Annotated in this window: 14 protein-coding genes and 1 riboswitch; of the genes, 11 read left to right on the top strand and 3 right to left on the bottom strand. The window is 64.8% G+C overall.

Going from position 1 to position 16,639, the window contains the following annotated elements; genetic code table 11:
* Positions 1-30: 30 nt before the first annotated feature.
* Positions 31-243, bottom strand: coding sequence for a hypothetical protein (locus AC07NT_RS00245; protein ID WP_498598433.1), 213 nt, complete (start codon positions 241-243; stop codon positions 31-33).
* A 206-nt stretch (positions 244-449) separates the two neighbouring features.
* Between AC07NT_RS00245 and AC07NT_RS00250 the strand changes: the two genes are divergently transcribed.
* The 3 genes from AC07NT_RS00250 (at position 450) to AC07NT_RS00260 (ending at position 2,980) form a co-directional block, all read left to right on the top strand.
* Positions 450-1,175, top strand: coding sequence for a class I SAM-dependent methyltransferase (locus tag AC07NT_RS00250; protein WP_498598432.1), 726 nt, complete (start codon positions 450-452; stop codon positions 1,173-1,175).
* An 82-nt stretch (positions 1,176-1,257) separates the two neighbouring features.
* Complete coding sequence (locus AC07NT_RS00255; RefSeq protein WP_498598431.1) at positions 1,258-2,229, top strand: tripartite tricarboxylate transporter substrate binding protein; 972 nt, start codon at positions 1,258-1,260, stop codon at positions 2,227-2,229.
* 19 nt (positions 2,230-2,248) lie between these two features.
* Positions 2,249-2,980 (top strand): ABC transporter substrate-binding protein, encoded by a 732-nt coding sequence (locus AC07NT_RS00260; RefSeq protein ID WP_498598430.1) that lies wholly within the window; start codon positions 2,249-2,251, stop codon positions 2,978-2,980.
* Positions 2,981-2,989: 9 nt separating this feature from the next.
* Here the strand turns inward: AC07NT_RS00260 and AC07NT_RS00265 are convergent, their stop codons facing one another.
* Both AC07NT_RS00265 and AC07NT_RS00270 read right to left on the bottom strand, forming a co-directional pair.
* Positions 2,990-4,099, bottom strand: coding sequence for an HPP family protein (locus tag AC07NT_RS00265; RefSeq protein ID WP_498598429.1), 1,110 nt, complete (start codon positions 4,097-4,099; stop codon positions 2,990-2,992).
* 48 nt (positions 4,100-4,147) lie between these two features.
* Positions 4,148-5,221 carry an MBL fold metallo-hydrolase gene (locus tag AC07NT_RS00270; RefSeq protein ID WP_498598428.1) on the bottom strand — a complete coding sequence of 358 codons (1,074 nt, stop codon included), beginning with the start codon at positions 5,219-5,221 and terminating at the stop codon, positions 4,148-4,150.
* Between the two features lie 113 nt (positions 5,222-5,334).
* Between AC07NT_RS00270 and AC07NT_RS00275 the strand changes: the two genes are divergently transcribed.
* The 8 genes from AC07NT_RS00275 to AC07NT_RS00310 all read left to right on the top strand — a co-directional run bounded on the left by AC07NT_RS00275 (position 5,335) and on the right by AC07NT_RS00310 (position 16,632).
* Positions 5,335-5,736, top strand: a complete 402-nt coding sequence (locus tag AC07NT_RS00275; RefSeq protein WP_498598427.1) for a MerR family transcriptional regulator — start codon at positions 5,335-5,337, stop codon at positions 5,734-5,736.
* A gap of 29 nt (positions 5,737-5,765) precedes the next feature.
* The gene (locus tag AC07NT_RS00280) at positions 5,766-6,944 is read left to right on the top strand and encodes an isovaleryl-CoA dehydrogenase (RefSeq protein ID WP_498598426.1); all 1,179 of its coding nucleotides are present in this window, start codon (positions 5,766-5,768) and stop codon (positions 6,942-6,944) included.
* A 53-nt stretch (positions 6,945-6,997) separates the two neighbouring features.
* On the top strand, positions 6,998-9,028 hold the full coding sequence (locus AC07NT_RS00285) for an LTA synthase family protein (RefSeq protein ID WP_498598425.1): 2,031 nt from the start codon (positions 6,998-7,000) through the stop codon (positions 9,026-9,028).
* A 30-nt stretch (positions 9,029-9,058) separates the two neighbouring features.
* On the top strand, positions 9,059-9,715 hold the full coding sequence (gene can, locus AC07NT_RS00290; protein WP_498598424.1) for a carbonate dehydratase: 657 nt from the start codon (positions 9,059-9,061) through the stop codon (positions 9,713-9,715).
* A 1-nt stretch (position 9,716) separates the two neighbouring features.
* Entirely contained in the window at positions 9,717-11,546 is a 1,830-nt protein-coding gene (gene aceK / locus AC07NT_RS00295) for a bifunctional isocitrate dehydrogenase kinase/phosphatase (protein ID WP_498598423.1), read from the top strand.
* A gap of 107 nt (positions 11,547-11,653) precedes the next feature.
* Positions 11,654-11,755, top strand: a riboswitch (TPP riboswitch).
* 100 nt (positions 11,756-11,855) lie between these two features.
* Positions 11,856-13,742 (top strand): phosphomethylpyrimidine synthase ThiC, encoded by a 1,887-nt coding sequence (gene thiC, locus AC07NT_RS00300; protein WP_498598422.1) that lies wholly within the window; start codon positions 11,856-11,858, stop codon positions 13,740-13,742.
* Between the two features lie 87 nt (positions 13,743-13,829).
* The gene (locus tag AC07NT_RS00305; RefSeq protein ID WP_498598421.1) at positions 13,830-15,011 is read left to right on the top strand and encodes an acetyl-CoA C-acyltransferase; all 1,182 of its coding nucleotides are present in this window, start codon (positions 13,830-13,832) and stop codon (positions 15,009-15,011) included.
* A gap of 100 nt (positions 15,012-15,111) precedes the next feature.
* Complete coding sequence (locus AC07NT_RS00310) at positions 15,112-16,632, top strand: methyl-accepting chemotaxis protein (protein ID WP_498598420.1); 1,521 nt, start codon at positions 15,112-15,114, stop codon at positions 16,630-16,632.
* Positions 16,633-16,639 lie beyond the last annotated feature (7 nt).

The raw sequence follows: 16,639 nt of genomic DNA on the forward strand, positions 1-16,639 counted from the left end.
AGCGGGCTTTTTTGCAGAGGGAGCGGAAGCTTACTTCTTGGCTTCAGCCTTCTTCTCGGTTTTCTTGGCGGCCTTCTTCTCGGCCTTCTTTTCCATCTTGGCTTCAGCCTTTGCAGCCGGCTTGGCGGCTACAGCCGGGGTGGCAGGGGCAGCAGGTGTTGCGGGCGTGGCAGGTGCGGCTGCCTGGGCAAAGACATTGGCAGCAAACAGGCCGGCGATCAGGGTAGCGAGGATCTTGCTCATTTCATTTGCCTTTCAGTGGTGTTGTGACTTCAGTGGATCTGAAGACATTCACACAACGGGGTGCGTGACGATCGCGTTGACCGGGCAGGTGTATCGAGACGTATCCGCAGGTGTGCCGCCATCGCGAGTGCAAGAGAAGAGGCAGGACTATACTGGCCCACACCCACTTCATACGAAGCCATTCACGCCGGCTTCACGCTTCAGCGATGTCCGGCTACCAGACCAAGCAGCAATGCGTTTCCATCACGGGGGCGGCTGATCTTCTGATCCGCTCCCTGCTGGACCGGCAACAGTTCAGCGATCCCCTGGGTGCGGCGCTGCGCCAGGGCATTTCTTCCGCCGCCTGGCCGCTGTTCGGTCTGCTCTGGCCTTCGGGCGAACAGCTGGCAGCACGCATGGTGTTGCGTCCGGTGCTGGCGGGCGAGCGCATCCTGGAACTGGGCTGCGGCCTGGCGCTGCCCAGCATGGTGTGCCATCGCCGCGGTGCTGATATCACCGCCAGCGACTGCCACCCGCTGACGCAGGATTTTCTGCAGACCAATCTGGGGCTGAACCAGATGATCCCCATGAAGTATCGGCACGGGCACTGGAGCAAGCCCGGCTCGCTGAAGCAGGAAGGCGCCGCACCGGCCATCGACATGGTACGCGGCCGCTTCGACCTGATCATCGGCAGCGATCTGCTTTACGACCCCGACGCCAGCGTCGCGCTGGCGGGTTATATCGGCCGACATGCCAAGCTCAGCGCCGAGGTGTGGATCGTCGACCCGGACCGCGGCAACCGTCCGGCTTTCAACCGGCACATGCTGGCCTTGGGCTTCGACCTGAACGAGGAGCGTCTGGACCGCATCGCGACGCTGGACACGCTGGCTTACAAAGGTCGACTGCTCACCTACCGCCGTTCGCCACGCGCGCCGGGTGCTGCCGTGGCCTGAACCAGGCGGAACGTGCCGGGGCCGGGGCGCAGTCGGTATGATGAAAATCTGACTTGCGCCAACATTCCCAGAAGGAGACAGCATGCACCCCACCCTGAAGACTGTGCTGGGCGTTCTCCTGCTGGGCTTGTCCGTCGCGGTGGCTGCGCAATCCGCTGAGGGCTATCCGAGTCGTCCCGTCAAACTGGTCATTCCCTTCCCGCCTGGTGGCAGCAACGATGTGGTGGGGCGCATGATCGCCACGCAACTGGCTCTGCGTCTGGGCCAAGCCGTGGTGGTGGACAACAAGGGCGGGGCGGGCGGACTGATCGGCACCGAGCAGGTTGCCAAAGCCGAAGCCGATGGCTACACCCTGCTCTTCGTCTCCTCGGCCTACACGGCCAATGGTTCGCTCTACAAACTGCCTTACGACCCCATCAAGGCTTTTGCGCCGGTGGCCATGCTGGCGGCCGGCCCCAATGTGCTGGCGGTGCCGCCCTCGCTGCCGGTCAACTCGGTGCGCGAACTCATCGCGATGGCCAAAGCGAATCCGGGCAAGTTGAACTATGCATCGGCCGGCATCGGCAGCTTCCAGCATCTGGGCGGCGCGCTGTTCGTGAACATGGCCCAGGTGGACATCGTTCATGTGCCCTACAAGGGGGGCGGGCCCGCCATGCTGGATGTGATGGCCGGCAACCCACAGCTCATCCTCGGCGCTCTGGTGCAGACCCTGCCACAGATCAAGGCCGGCAAGTTCAAGGCGCTGGCCGTTGGCGGCCCCAAACGCTCACCGACCCTGCCCGATGTTCCCACGCTGTCCGAAGCCGGTGTGCCCGGTTACGAGGCCGTCAATTGGTGGGGCATCGTGGTGCCGGCGGGCACGCCCAAGCCTGTCATTGACAGACTGCACCGGGAGCTGACGGTGATCCAGAAGCTGCCCGAGATGGTCAAGCGTTTCGAGGCCGAGGCGGTCGAGCCGGTGGCCATGACGCAGGCCGAGTTCGGACGCTACATCGAACAGGACACAGCCAAGTGGGCGCGGCTGATCAAAGAAGCCAACATCACCCCGCAGTAAACAACGAGGAACAAAAACGATGGATTCAAGTCTGGTCACCGCCTTCACCCCGACAGGTCGCCTGCGCGCCTCGATCAATCTCGGCAACCCCATCCTGGCCAACCGGGATGCGCGCACCGGCGACGCCGTGGGCGTGTCGGTGGACCTGGCCCAGGCCTTTGCGGACCGCCTGGGGGTGGCTCTGGAGCTGGTGGTGCTGGACACGGCGGGCAAGTCCGTCGATGCCGTGCGACAAGAGCAGGCGGATATCGGCTTTTTTGCGATCGACCCGCTGCGTGGCCAGGAGATTGCCTTCACCGGGCCCTATGTGTTGATCGAGGGCTGTTACCTGGTGCGCGCTGACTCCCCCCTGCAGCGTAACGAAGAAGTCGACCGTCCCGGCCTGCGCGTGACGGTGGGGGGCGGCAGCGCCTATGACCTCTACCTCAGCCGTGAGATCAAGCAGGCGCAGCTGGTGCGCGCACCCAGTTCGCCGGCAGTGGTGGAGACTTTCCTGGCGCAGGGACACGACGTGGCTGCCGGTGTGCGGCAGCAACTGGAGGCCGATGCGCAAAGATTTCCGGGCTTGCGTTTGCTGCCCGAGCGTTTCATGGTCATCCGCCAGGCCATGGGTTGTCCCAAGAGCCGGGGGCGGGCGGCGAGCGATTGCCTGAGTGCCTTCGTGGAGGAGATGAAGGCCTCCGGCTTCGTGGCGGATGCGCTCCAGCGGCATGCCATCCAGGGCGCCGCAGTGGCGCCTGCGGGCGCCTGACCCGGCGTTCTACGCGCCGGTCTTGAAGAGCGCGGCCACCACGTCCGACTGCGTGATCATGCCCACCACGTGCAGCTGTTCGTCCACCACCGGCATGTGGTGCAGACCGCCATCGGAGAACAGTGCCACCAAGTCCACCATCAGCTGCTCGGGTCGTGCGACGCGCACCTTGCGCGTCATGATGTCGGCCACGTAGCGCGCCGTGCTCATCACGGGCATCTTGCGCGGGTCGGGTGCACTGTGCCCGACGAAGAAGTCATGCAGGGACACGATGCCGGCCAGTGTGCCGTCGAGGCGGATCACCGGCAGGGCCTTGACCTTGTGCCGTGCCAGGCGGGCCCAGGCCTCGTCCACCGAGTCGAGCGGCCGGACATGGACCACGTCGCGCGACATGATGTCGCGGCAGTACACATCGCCCCATTTGCGCCGGCTGGCCTGAAGCTGAGCGCGCGTGAGGATCTGTTCCAGGTCGTCGGCGCTGATGTCGAGCAGCTGGCCCTGGCTGGCCAGTGCGGCATCCAGATCCTGCTTGGTGACGCCCAGGCGTGCACTGGGCAGGCGGTCGGCCGTGCGGTGCGGGTGGGGCTGGGGCACGGCCTGGTGCGGGTAGCGCCGCTGCATCAGGTTGTTGAAGAGCAGGGCCAGGGTGAGCAGGAGAGCGGAATTCGCCGCCACCGGCCACAGCACATAGCCATAACCCAGCTGGCTGATGGCCGGCCCGCCCAGCACGGCGGTCAGCGCCACGGCGCCGCCAGGCGGGTGCAGGCAACGCAGCGCGAACATGGCGGCGATGGCGCCGGCACCGGCCACGCCGGCCGCCAGGCCATCATGGCCCAGGGTGTGGGCGCACAGCACGCCGATCAGCGCCGACACCGTGTTGCCGCCCAGGATGGACCAGGGCTGGGCCAGGGGGCTGGCCGGCACCGCGAAGAGCAGTACGGCCGAAGCGCCCATGGGCGCGATGAACCAGGGATTGAGTTCGCCCAGGGCGTGGTGGCTCAGCCATTCGGTGCCAAGCAGGCCCAGGCCGGCGCCCAGGCAACCCAGCCAGATTTCACGGCGGCTGACCGACAGCGGCGCGGGCCAGAAACCGCGCAGCCAGAGAAGAATGGGATGCACATGCGCTCCTACAAGCACCAAAACGGGGCATTGTAGGGCGCGGTGGTTTCACGCTGCGGTGCTGAAGCGGTAAACCCCCAGCTCGTCGCGTTGGCGTTGCAGCTTGCCTTCGAACCACAGGGTGTGCAGGTGAGCCACGGCTTCGCCCATGGCGAAGGTGGTCTGGTGCAGGTCGAGTTTGCGCTTGAAGAGGATGGGCAGCACGTCGGCGGCGCTGCAGGGCTTCAGGGTACAGGCTTCCATTACTTCGGCCAGGCGGTCACGGTGGTGCTCATGCAACTGTTCGATGCGCCGGTGCAGGCCGGTGAAGGGCTTGCCGTGGGAGGGCAGGGTCAGCGTGTCGGCTGGCAGGGCCTTGAACTTGTCGATCGACTGCAGAAAGAGTTTCAAGGCGTCGGCCTCGGGCTCCATGTCGAAGACACTGACATTGGTGGAGATGCGCGGCAGCATCATGTCACCACCGATCAGCAGCTTGAGTTCCTCGCAGTAAAGCGCGATGTGCTCGGGCGCATGACCGTGGCCGCTGATGCAGCGCCACCCACGTCCACCGATGGCCACCATATCGTTTTCCATCAGGCGGCGGAACTGGCGCGGCACGGCCGGCACCAGGGTGGGGTAGTAGCTGGCGCGTTCGCTGATCTTTGCCATCGAGGCCGGATCGCGCAGGCCGTGGGCGGCAAAGAAGAGTGCCGAGCTGTCACCGCCAAAGCCGTTGCTGCCCGACGACCCGACGCGCGCCAGGTTGTAGTCGGTGGCGCTCATCCACAGGCGGCAGGGGTGTTCGGGTGTGCTCCAGCGCGAGCACAGCCAGTCGGCCAGACCGATGTGGTCCGGGTGCATGTGCGTGACGATCACGCGCAGCAGGGGCAGGCCCTCGAAGCTGCCGGCAAACAGCTGCTCCCACTGGGCCTTGGCCTCGTCGCGGCTGATGCAGCAGTCCACCACAGTCCAACCGTTGCGGCCATCGAGCGTGTCGCGCAGCAGCCAGAGGTTGATGTGGTCCAGCGCGAAGGGCAGGGCCATGCGGATCCAGTGCACACCGGGCGCTATCTCCAGGGTGGCGCCGGGTTCGGGCAGGGTCTCGCCCAAGGGGTAGTGCAGCTGGCGTTCGAGTTCGTTCATGGAGCATGTGAATTGCGACATAATTGACGTTTACGTAAACGTCAATGGACAACCGGCATTCTAGGCGCGTCCGTGACGTCGCGTTGTCGCCTTTGTTTTCACTATCAACGACCATGGCAACGACCTACAGCATCAGCGATCTGGCCCGGGAATTCGACCTGACCACGCGCGCCATGCGCTTCTACGAAGACATGGGGCTGTTGCAGCCCGAGCGCAGCGGGCCGGGCGGGCGCATCCGCGTCTACAGCGGACGTGACCGCACCCGCCTCAAGCTCACCCTGCGCGCCAAGCGTCTGGGGTTGAGTCTGAGCGAGGCCAAGGAGATCATCGACATGTACGACAGCCCGCGTGATACCGGGCTGCAGCTCAAGAAATTTCTCGACGTGCTGGCCGCGCACCGCGCCCAGGTCGAGGAGCAGATGGCCGACCTGCAGGCCAACCTGGACGAGATCAAGGCGCACCAGCGCGAAGCCCGCGCCCTGCTGGCCAAGCTCGACAAAAAGAACGGCAAATAAGGCCGGACCCATAAGACGGAGACCCATTCATGAACCTGCCCGGACTCAACTTCCAGCTCGGCGAAGACATCGATGCCCTGCGCGACGCGGTACGAGAATTTGCGCAAGAAGAGATCGCCCCTCGCGCGGCCGAGATCGATCGCAACGACCAGTTTCCCATGGACCTGTGGCGCAAGATGGGCGACTTGGGCGTGCTGGGCATCACCGTGGGCGAGGAGTACGGCGGCGCCAATATGGGCTACCTGGCCCACATGATCGCCATGGAGGAGATCAGCCGCGCCAGCGCCTCGGTGGGTCTGTCCTACGGCGCGCACAGCAACCTCTGCGTGAACCAGATCAAGCGCAACGGCAACGAGGCGCAGCGCAAGAAATACCTGCCCAAGCTGATCAGCGGCGAGCATGTGGGCGCGCTGGCCATGAGCGAGCCCGGCGCCGGCAGCGACGTGCTCAGCATGAAGCTCAAGGCCGAGGACAAGGGCGGCTACTACCTGCTCAACGGCAGCAAGTTCTGGATCACCAACGGCCCCGACGCCGACACCCTGGTGGTCTACGCCAAGACCGAACCCGAACTCGGCGCGCGTGGTGTCACGGCCTTCCTGATCGAAAAGGGCATGAAGGGCTTTTCCATCGCGCAGAAGCTTGACAAGCTGGGCATGCGCGGCTCGCACACCGGCGAGCTGGTGTTTAGAGATGTCGAGGTGCCGGCCGAGAACGTGCTGGGCACGCTCAATGGCGGCGCCAAGGTGCTCATGAGCGGCTTGGATTACGAGCGCGCCGTGCTCACGGGCGGCCCGCTGGGCATCATGCAGGCGGTGATGGACAACGTCATCCCCTACATCCACGACCGTAAGCAGTTCGGCCAGAGCATCGGCGAATTCCAGCTCATCCAGGGCAAGGTGGCCGACATGTACACCGTGCTGCAGGCCGGCCGCTCCTTTGCCTACACCGTGGCCAAAAACCTTGACCTGCTCGGCGCAGAGCACGTGCGCCAGGTGCGCAAGGATTGCGCCTCGGTCATCCTGTGGACGGCCGAAAAGGCCACCTGGATGGCCGGCGAGGGGGTGCAGATCTTCGGTGGCAACGGCTACATCAACGAGTACCCGCTGGGCCGCCTCTGGCGTGACGCCAAGCTCTACGAGATCGGCGCCGGGACCTCCGAAATCCGCCGCATGCTGATCGGCCGGGAACTCTTCGCCGAAACAATGTAGACATTTCCCGCAGGCACAATGCCTCCCTGAAGCAATTCCGGGAAAGCCTGACGATGAAGTTCTCGCTACGCACTTTTGGCCACCACCTGCTGGGTGCGCTGGCCTCGGCCACCCTGCAGGCCTGGGTCATGGTCCTGTGCGTGGCCTGCGTCCTTTCCATGCTGCGCATGGCGCAGATCGCCTGGCATTGGCCCGAGGGTTTCGCGGCGACGCGGGCCGACCTCTGGGCTGTGGTCTACCAGGGGGCGCGCTTCGACCTCAAGGTCTGTGCCGCCGCGGCCATCCTGATCTGGCCCCTGCTCATCATCGTGCCGGCGCGCTGGCACGGCTGGCTGGCCGGTGCGGTGGCCACGCTGTTCGTCACGGCCAGCCTGATCAACCTGCATTACTTCGGCTTTTACAAGACACCCATCGATCCCGTGGTGTTCGGTTTCTTCGAAGACGACACCAAGGCCATCGTCCAGACCATCTGGAGCGACTTCCCGGTCTTCCTCACGCTGGCCGTGCTGCTGGGGGCCAGCTGGGCTGCCATGGCCGCGCGCAAGGCGGCTTACGGCCGCCTGAGCCTGGGCCTGAACCGCGGCGTGGCCGAACGGCGCATCCCGGTCTGGCTCACGCTGCTGGGTGTGCTGTTCGCCTTCCTGCTGCTGGTGATGACGACCAAGGGTACGTTGCGCGCCATGGCCCTGGGGCGGCAGAACGTTTCGGTCACCACCTCGCAGTTCCTCAACGACATGGTGCCCAATGGGGTCATCGCCCTGAAGTTCGCCTGGGATGCGCGGCGTGACTCGCAGAACTTCACCGACCCGCTGGTCGGCCTGCGGCGCCTGGGTTATGGTTCGCCCCTGGAGGCAGCCCGTGCCCTGGGCATGGACGCCAAGGACGAGTCGGCCCTGCGCGATGCCTTGTTTGCGCACGCCTCCGGCGCGCCATCTACCGCTGCCGCGCCGCGCAAGAACCTGCTGTTCTTCCTGATGGAATCCTGGAGCGCCGAGCCGTTCCGTTACCAGGCCAAGGACTTCGATGTCCTGGGCCGTCTGGCGCCGACCCTGCCGGAAGCCTGCCATTTCTCCAATTTCGACTCGGCTCAACCCGGCACGCACCCCTCGCTGGAAGCCATCCTCTTTTCCACCCCGGTGACGCCGTTGACGCTGGGGCCGCAGGGCAAGACGCCCATTCCCTGGTCCGTTCCGCTGCTGCTCAAGAAGGCAGGCTACCGGACTCTGTTTGTCTCGTCCGTGCGCTCGGGCTGGCGCGATCTGGACCGCGTGCTCAAGACCCAGGGCTTCGACGAGGTGATCGACGCCAACAGCCTGCGCCAGGCCTACCCTGAGGCGACGCTGGGCATCTGGGGTGTCTGGGACAGTTATGTGTTCCGCTACCTGTCCGAACGGCTGAAGAAGCCGTCCGAGCAGCCGCTGTTTGTCTTTGTGCTCACCGCCACCAACCACCCGCCCTACGACCTGCCACCGGAGTACCTGCCGGTCAAACGCGATCGAAGCAAGTGGGGGGGCGAGCGCAATTCTGAAGACCTCTGGCCAAATCTCGACACTTGGCACTACGCGACCGATCTGCTCGGGGGGCTGGTGCAGGAGGTGCGCAACGGCCCGCTGCGCCACAACACCGTGATTGCGGCCACCGGCGATCACAATGTGCGCAGCTTCGGCCTGTACGCCATGCCCGAGCGCCGTTACCAGGCACGTCAGGTGCCCTTCGTGATCTGGGGCGATGGCCTGAATTGCGGGCCGCAGCGCCAGCTGCCGGCCGGTCACCGCGACATGTTCCCCACCCTGTTCCCTCTGCTGGGTATCCAGCAGGGTTATGTGAAGACCGGGCGCAATCTGCTGCTGGATCCGGCCAAGCAGGCCGATGCGGCCTGGAATGCACCGTTGAGCTTGAGCTACTTCGGCCCCGCGCGCAGTGCCGAAGGCAGCTGGACCCTGGGCGACCCGGCCTCTTTCATGTGCACGCCCGGAGACGGCAAGGCCGGCAAGGCCTGCCAGTTCGATCCCAAGGTGGATGCGCTGTCACGCGCGCAAATCGGCCTGCTGGACTGGAATGTCCGTACGGCCCTGCGCCGGTAGGGACATGGCAGGCTGTAGGAAAATCAAACCATGAGCAAATCCGTCAACGACCTTTTTTCCCACAACCGCCAATGGGCGGCCCAGATGGAGCGCGAGCGCCCCGGCTTTTTCACGGGCCTGGTCAAGCAGCAGACGCCCAAGTACATGTGGATCGGCTGTTCCGACAGCCGCGTGCCGGCCAACCAGATCACGGGGCTGGAGCCCGGTGAAGTCTTCGTGCACCGCAACGTGGCCAATGTGGTGGTGCATTCGGACCTGAACGCCCTGTCGGCCATCCAGTTCGCGGTGGAGCGCCTCAAGGTGGAGCACATCATGGTGGTGGGCCACTACGGCTGCAGTGGCGTGCAGGCGGCCTTCGAAGGTGCACGCATCGGCCTGGCTGACAACTGGCTGCGTCACATCCAGGATGTGCGCGACCGCCACCGCGATCTGCTGGAGCGCCTGCCCGAGGCGCAGCGTGCCAATGCCCTGTGCGACCTCAACGTCATCGAGCAGGTGGTCAACGTCTGCGTCAGCACTGTCATGGTGGATGCCTGGGCGCGTGGCCAGCAGGTCGCCATCCACGGCTGGGCCTTCGGCGTGCACGACGGCCTGTTGCAGGACCTGCAGATGACCGTGTCCAGCACCGACTCCATCGAGCCCCTGTACCGGGCCGCCATCCAGGGCGTGATCGCAGCCAGGAGTTAGGGTGTTTCCGCAGCGGCTGGACTCGACCGTTGCCTACGACATCGCCCTGGCGATGATGGATGGCTTCAATCGCCATTACCAGCTCTTTCGCACCGAGTCCGCGCGGGCCCAGCGCCGTTTCGAGATGGCCGACTGGCAGGGCCAGCAGCGGGCCCAGCGCGAACGCATCGAGTTTTACGACCAGCGCGTCAAGGAATGCGTGGGCCGGCTGGAGCAGGAATTCCAGGCCGGCACCCAGCCCATGGCCATCTGGCAGCAGGTCAAGCTGCACTACATCGGACTGCTGGTGGACCACCACCAGCCCGAGCTGGCCGAGACATTCTTCAACTCGGTCACCACCAAGATCCTGCACCGCACGCACTTCCACAACGACTTCATTTTCGTGCGGCCGGCGGTCAGCACCGAGTACATCGAGAACGACGAACCCGCCGCCCGGCCGACCTACCGCGCCTACTATCCCACGCGCGAGACCCTGCGCGAGACGATAGAACGCATCATCAGCAATTTCCAGCTGCAGTGCCCTTTCGAGGATCTGGCGCGTGACGTGGACCACGTGCTGGCGGCGGTCCACGACCTGCTGGGTCAGAACAAGCTGCGCACCAATTTCCAGGTACAGGTGCTGTCCAGCCTCTTTTTCCGCAACAAGGGCGCCTATGTGGTGGGAAAGATCATCAACGGCTTTGTCGAGGTGCCTTTTGCCCTGCCTATCCTGCACAGTGAGCCGGGTCGACTGGTGATCGACGCCGCGCTCTTTGGCGAGGACGATCTGCTGATGCTGTTCAGCTTTGCCCGGGCCTATTTCATGGTGGACATGCAGGTGCCTTCGGCCTATGTGCAGTTCCTGCGCGGCATGATGCCGCGCAAACCCCGCGCCGAGCTCTACAACGCCCTGGGTCTGGCCAAGCAGGGCAAGACCCTGTTCTACCGCGACTTTCTTCACCACCTCAAGCATTCGAGCGACCGCTTCCGTATCGCACCTGGCATCAAGGGCATGGTGATGCTGGTGTTCGACCTGCCGTCCTTTCCCTACGTCTTCAAGATCATCAAGGACTGGTACCCGCCGCCTAAGGACACCACACGTGCGCAGGTGCAAGGCAAATACCTGCTGGTCAAGCAGCACGACCGCGTGGGGCGCATGGCCGACACACTGGAATACAGCCTGGTGGCTTTTCCGCTGGAGCGTTTTGACGAGGAGCTGATCGCCGAGATCGGGAAATTCGCGCCCAGCCAGCTCGAGATCAGCGACCGCGACCAGGACGGGCGCAGCGAAGTCATCATCAAGCACCTCTACATCGAACGGCGCATGATCCCGCTCAACATCTACCTGCAGGAGGCCTTCGACGCCGGTGCGGCCGATCCTTCCAACACCTCCGAGGATGCGCGTCGTGCGCGCCGCCAGCTGGAGCGCACCGTCATCGAGTATGGCAATGCCATCAAGGACCTGGTGGCGGCCAACATCTTCCCCGGGGACATGCTGTGGAAGAACTTCGGCGTGACGCGCCAGGGCAAGGTGGTGTTCTACGACTACGACGAGATCGAATACCTCACCGATTGCAACTTCCGTCCGGTGCCAGCGCCGCGTAACGAGGAAGAAGAGATGAGCGGCGAGGTCTGGTACAAGGTCGGCCCCCGTGATGTGTTCCCCGAAACCTTTGCGCCTTTCCTGCTGGGCAACCCGGTTGTGCGCGAGGTGTTCATGACGCATCACCCTGACCTGCTCGACCCGGCCTTCTGGCAGGGCCACAAGGAGCGCATCCAGCAGGGTCACGTTTACGACGTTTTTCCTTACGAGCACAGCCGGCGCTTTTCGATTCAACGGGAAGGCATGTGAGTCTTGCTGGATCTCCGGGTGGCCGTTCACTGAACGTGCCGCGACGTGATCGTCGCACAAGAAATTGACCTGGGTCATGTCTTGATCAGCGCCGAGTCGGCTACATTCCGTCTTGCCCGGGGTGCATGCCTGACATGCTGAGATGGTGATCCGAACCCGCGAACTTGATCCGGTTCATACCGGCGTAAGAAGAGCCTGACCTGCAGTCCGTCTGTTGCGTCTGTATCCCTTGCAGGCCTCGTGCCGTCCCCAGGTTCGCGTTCTGTGAACCTCCTTCGGAGCAAAACTTTTGTTTCAAGGAGATTCCGCATGAACGCACCCGACAAACTGACCCAGTTCATCACCCTCACGCGCGAGCCCCTGCCGGCCTCGCGCAAGGTCCACGTCACGGGGACCCGGCCCGATCTGCGCGTGCCCATGCGCGAGATCACACAGAGCAATGGCGAGGCGGTGCTTGTGTACGACACCTCGGGCCCCTATACCGATCCGCAGGCCGAGATCGACGTGAAGCGCGGCCTTCCCATGCTGCGCCAGGGCTGGATCGAAGCACGGGGAGACACCGAAAGCTACGGCGGCCGTGCGCGGGTGGCGCTGGACGATGGCGTCAAGGGCGCCGAAGCCGAGGCCCTGGCTGCTCTGCGTGCCCAAGCCGCCGGCCTGCAGCGCACACCGCGCCGCGCCAGGGCGGGCGCCAATGTGAGCCAGATGCACTACGCGCGCAAAGGCATCGTCACGCCCGAGATGGAGTACGTGGCTTTGCGCGAGAACCAGCAGCGTGAATGGACGGCGCAGTACCTGAACAGCCCCGAGCGTGAGTTGCGCCTGGCCGGCAACAGCTTCGGTGCCAGCATCCCGAAGGTGGTGACACCCGAGTTCGTGCGTGACGAGGTGGCGCGCGGGCGCGCCATCATACCGGCCAACATCAACCATCCTGAACTCGAGCCCATGGCCATAGGCCGCAACTTCCTGGTCAAGATCAACGCCAACATCGGCAACTCGGCGGTGACATCGAGCATCGAGGAAGAGGTGGAGAAGCTGGTCTGGTCCACGCGCTGGGGTGCCGACACGGTGATGGACCTGTCCACCGGAAAGAACATCCACACCACGCGCGACTGGATCCTGCGCAATTCGCCCGTGCCCATCGGCACCGTGCCCATCTACCAGGCGCTGGAAAAGGTGGGTGGTGTGGCTGAGGACCTGACGTGGGCCATCTTCCGCGACACCCTGATCGAGCAGGCCGAGCAGGGCGTGGACTATTTCACCATCCACGCCGGCGTGCGCCTGCCCTTCATCCACCTCACGGCCAACCGGGTCACGGGCATCGTCTCGCGCGGCGGCTCCATCCTGGCCAAGTGGTGTATCGCGCACCACCAGGAGAACTTTCTCTACACGCACTTCGAGGAGATCTGCGCCATCATGAAGGCCTACGACGTGAGCTTCTCGCTGGGCGATGGCCTGCGCCCTGGCTCGGGCGCCGACGCCAACGACGAAGCCCAGTTCGCCGAACTGCGCACCCTGGGCGAGCTCACGCAGATCGCCTGGAAGCACGATGTGCAGACCATGATCGAAGGACCGGGCCACGTGCCCATGCACATGGTGCAGGCGAACATGACCGAGCAGCTCAAGCACTGCGGCGAAGCGCCGTTCTACACCCTGGGCCCGCTGACCACGGACATCGCCCCCGGTTACGACCACATCACCAGTGGCATCGGCGCGGCCATGATCGGCTGGTTCGGTACGGCCATGCTCTGCTACGTGACGCCCAAGGAGCACCTGGGCCTGCCCGACCGCGAAGACGTGAAGACCGGCATCATCACCTACAAGATCGCCGCGCATGCGGCCGACGTGGCCAAGGGTCATCCCGGGGCGCGGGCGCGGGACGACGCGCTGTCCAAGGCGCGTTTCGAATTCCGCTGGATGGACCAGTTCAACCTTTCGCTGGACCCGGACACTGCGCAGAAATTTCATGACGAGACCCTGCCCAAGGACTCGGCCAAGGTGGCGCACTTCTGTTCCATGTGCGGGCCGAAGTTCTGCTCCATGAAGATCACGCAGGAGGTGCGCGACTATGCGAAAACCCAGGGTGTGAGCGAAGTCCAGGCGCTGGACGCGGGCATGACGCAGAAATCCGCCGAGTTCCGGCGCACCGGCGGCGAGATCTATATCGCCGTCGACCGGGGGAACACCCCTACGTAGTCCTCCTGACCAAGGCCCGCTGGCCTTTGCCGGCGGGCCTTTCGCGGCACAATCCGGACATTCTTCCGTCTGCTTCAGGAGCACACCATGTCCGATCCCATCGTCATCGTCGGCGCCGCCCGTACCCCCATGGGGGCCTTCCAGGGCGACTTCTCTTCCCTCTCGGCCCATGACCTGGGCGGTGCGGCCATCAAGGCCGCCGTCGAGCGCGCTGGCATCGCCCCCGAACTCGTCAACGAGGTGCTGATGGGCAACTGCCTGATGGCTGGCCAGGGCCAGGCCCCGGCGCGCCAGGCCGGCTTCAAGGGCGGCCTGCCCAAGAGCGCGGGCGCGGTGACCCTGTCCAAGATGTGCGGCTCGGGCATGCGCGCGGCCATGTTTGCGCACGACATGCTGGCCGGCGGCAGCGCCGACGTCATCGTCGCGGGTGGCATGGAGAGCATGACCAATGCGCCCTACCTCATGCTCAAGGGGCGCGGCGGCTATCGCATGGGCCACGACAAGATCTACGACCACATGATGCTCGATGGCCTGGAAGACGCCTACGAGGCCGGCCGTTCCATGGGTACTTTCGGTGAGGACTGTGCCGCCAAGTACAAGTTCAGCCGCGAGCAGCAGGACCACTTCGCCAGCAGCAGCGTGCGCCGCGCCCAGGCCGCCACCCAGAACGGCGGTTTCGCGGCCGAGATCACGCCGGTCACCGTGAAGACCCGCGCCGGCGAGACCGTGGTCTCCATCGACGAAGGCCCGGGCAAGGCCAAGCTCGACAAGATTCCCGCGCTCAAACCCGCCTTCAAGAAGGACGGCACCATCACCGCCGCCAGCAGTTCCTCCATCAACGACGGCGCAGCGGCTCTTGTGATGATGCGCGCCTCCACCGCCGCCAAACACGGTCTCAAGCCGCTGGCGAAGATCGTGTCGCACGCCATGCACGCACAGGCCCCGGAGTGGTTCACCACCGCGCCTGTGGGCGCCACGCAACTGGCCCTGGCCCGGGCCGGTTGGAGCGTGAAGGACGTGGACCTGTGGGAAGTCAATGAGGCCTTCGCTGTCGTGCCCATGGCTCTGATGGAAGAGCTCAAGGTCTCGCACGACATCGTCAACGTCAACGGTGGCGCCTGTGCGCTGGGTCACCCCATCGGTGCTTCGGGCGCACGGATCATGGTCACCCTCATGCACGCGCTCAAGGCCCGCGGCCTCAAACGCGGTCTCGCCACGTTGTGCATCGGCGGCGGCGAAGGTACGGCCGTGGCGCTGGAAATGCTCTGAAAAAACGGGGTTGATCGGCGTCTGGAATAGCGCGGGGGGTATCCGCAAACATCCATAAGTGAGTAATGATATGGACCTTACCATCAGGGAGGGTTCGTACATGAAATTCAGCACCAAACTGCTGCTCTGCGCCGTGGTGCCAGCGGCGCTCTTTATCGTCGGGCTGGCCGGCAGCATCGGCGGCCTGGTCTACACCAAGAACCAGTTTGGGCGCTATATCCAAAGTGAGCAGCGCATCAGCACCGGGCTCAACGAGATGTACGCCCAGGGCCTGCAGATGGGCCAGGCCCTGCGCAATATCGTGCTGGACCCGGCCAATCCGCGTGCCGCCGAGAACCTGGAAGCGGCGCGCAAGGCCTATGACAAGGCCTACGCAGACACCGCCAGGATCGCCAAGGGCACGGTGTTCGAGGCCGGGCTGGACAGGCTGCCGCCTCTGCGCACCCTGCACGCCCAGGCTCAGGAAAAGGTGCAGGCCCTGATCAAGGAGCAGTCGCCGGACACGGTGAAGTTCCTCAACAGCAACGAAACGCCGGCCTGGCGCAATCTGCGTGCCGAACTGCTCAAGCAGGTCGAGACGGCCGACAAGGTCTCGGGCGAAGCCCAGGAGAACGTCGATCGCCAGGCCAACCGGGTCGTCTTCTTCTCCCTGTCCCTGGCGGTGCTGGCCGTGGGCGTGGCCACGGGCTTCACGCTCTACCTGCGCAAGACGGTGGGCCAGGAGCTGGGCGGGGACCCGGGGGATGCGCGCCGCGCCCTGTCGGAAATCGCCGAAGGCAATCTGGCCTACCCCGTACCGTCTACTTCGCATCCAGACAGCCTCATGCAGGGGCTGGTGCGCATGCAGGAGTCTTTGCGCCGCCTGGTCGGCGAGGTGCGCCATTCCACCGACAGCATCACCACGGCCAGCAGCGAGATTGCTGCTGGCAGCCAGGACCTGAGCGCGCGCACCGAGAGCCAGGCCAGCGCCTTGCAGGAAACCGCCGCCTCCATGGAAGAACTCTCTTCCACCGTCAAGCAGAACGCCGACAACGCGCGCCAGGCTAACCAGTTGGCGCAGAGTGCATCCACGGTGGCGGTGCAGGGCGGCGAAGTCGTGGCCCAGGTGGTGGACACCATGAAGGGCATCAACGACAGCTCCAGGAAGATCGCCGACATCATCAGCGTGATCGATGGCATCGCCTTCCAGACGAATATCCTGGCGCTGAACGCTGCCGTGGAAGCGGCCCGCGCCGGTGAGCAGGGGCGGGGTTTTGCGGTGGTGGCTTCCGAAGTGCGATCGCTCGCTGGCCGCAGCGCCGAGGCGGCCAAGGAGATCAAGACGCTGATCACCGACAGCGTGGAACGCGTCGGGCAGGGCAGTGCCCAAGTCGACCAGGCCGGGGCCACCATGAGCGAAGTGGTGGCCAGCATCAGGCGGGTGACCGACATCATGGGCGAGATCAGCGCGGCCAGTTCGGAGCAGAGCACCGGCGTGGCCCAGGTCGGCGAAGCGGTCACACAGATGGACCAGGCCACGCAGCAGAACGCGGCCCTGGTGGAGGAGTCCACCGCCGCGGCCATGAGCCTGCGTGAACAGGCCCAACATCTGAACCAGCTGGTCGGTACCTTCCGGCTCTGAGCACGGG

It is taken from the genome of Hylemonella sp. GW821-FHT10B10, assembly GCF_059415585.1.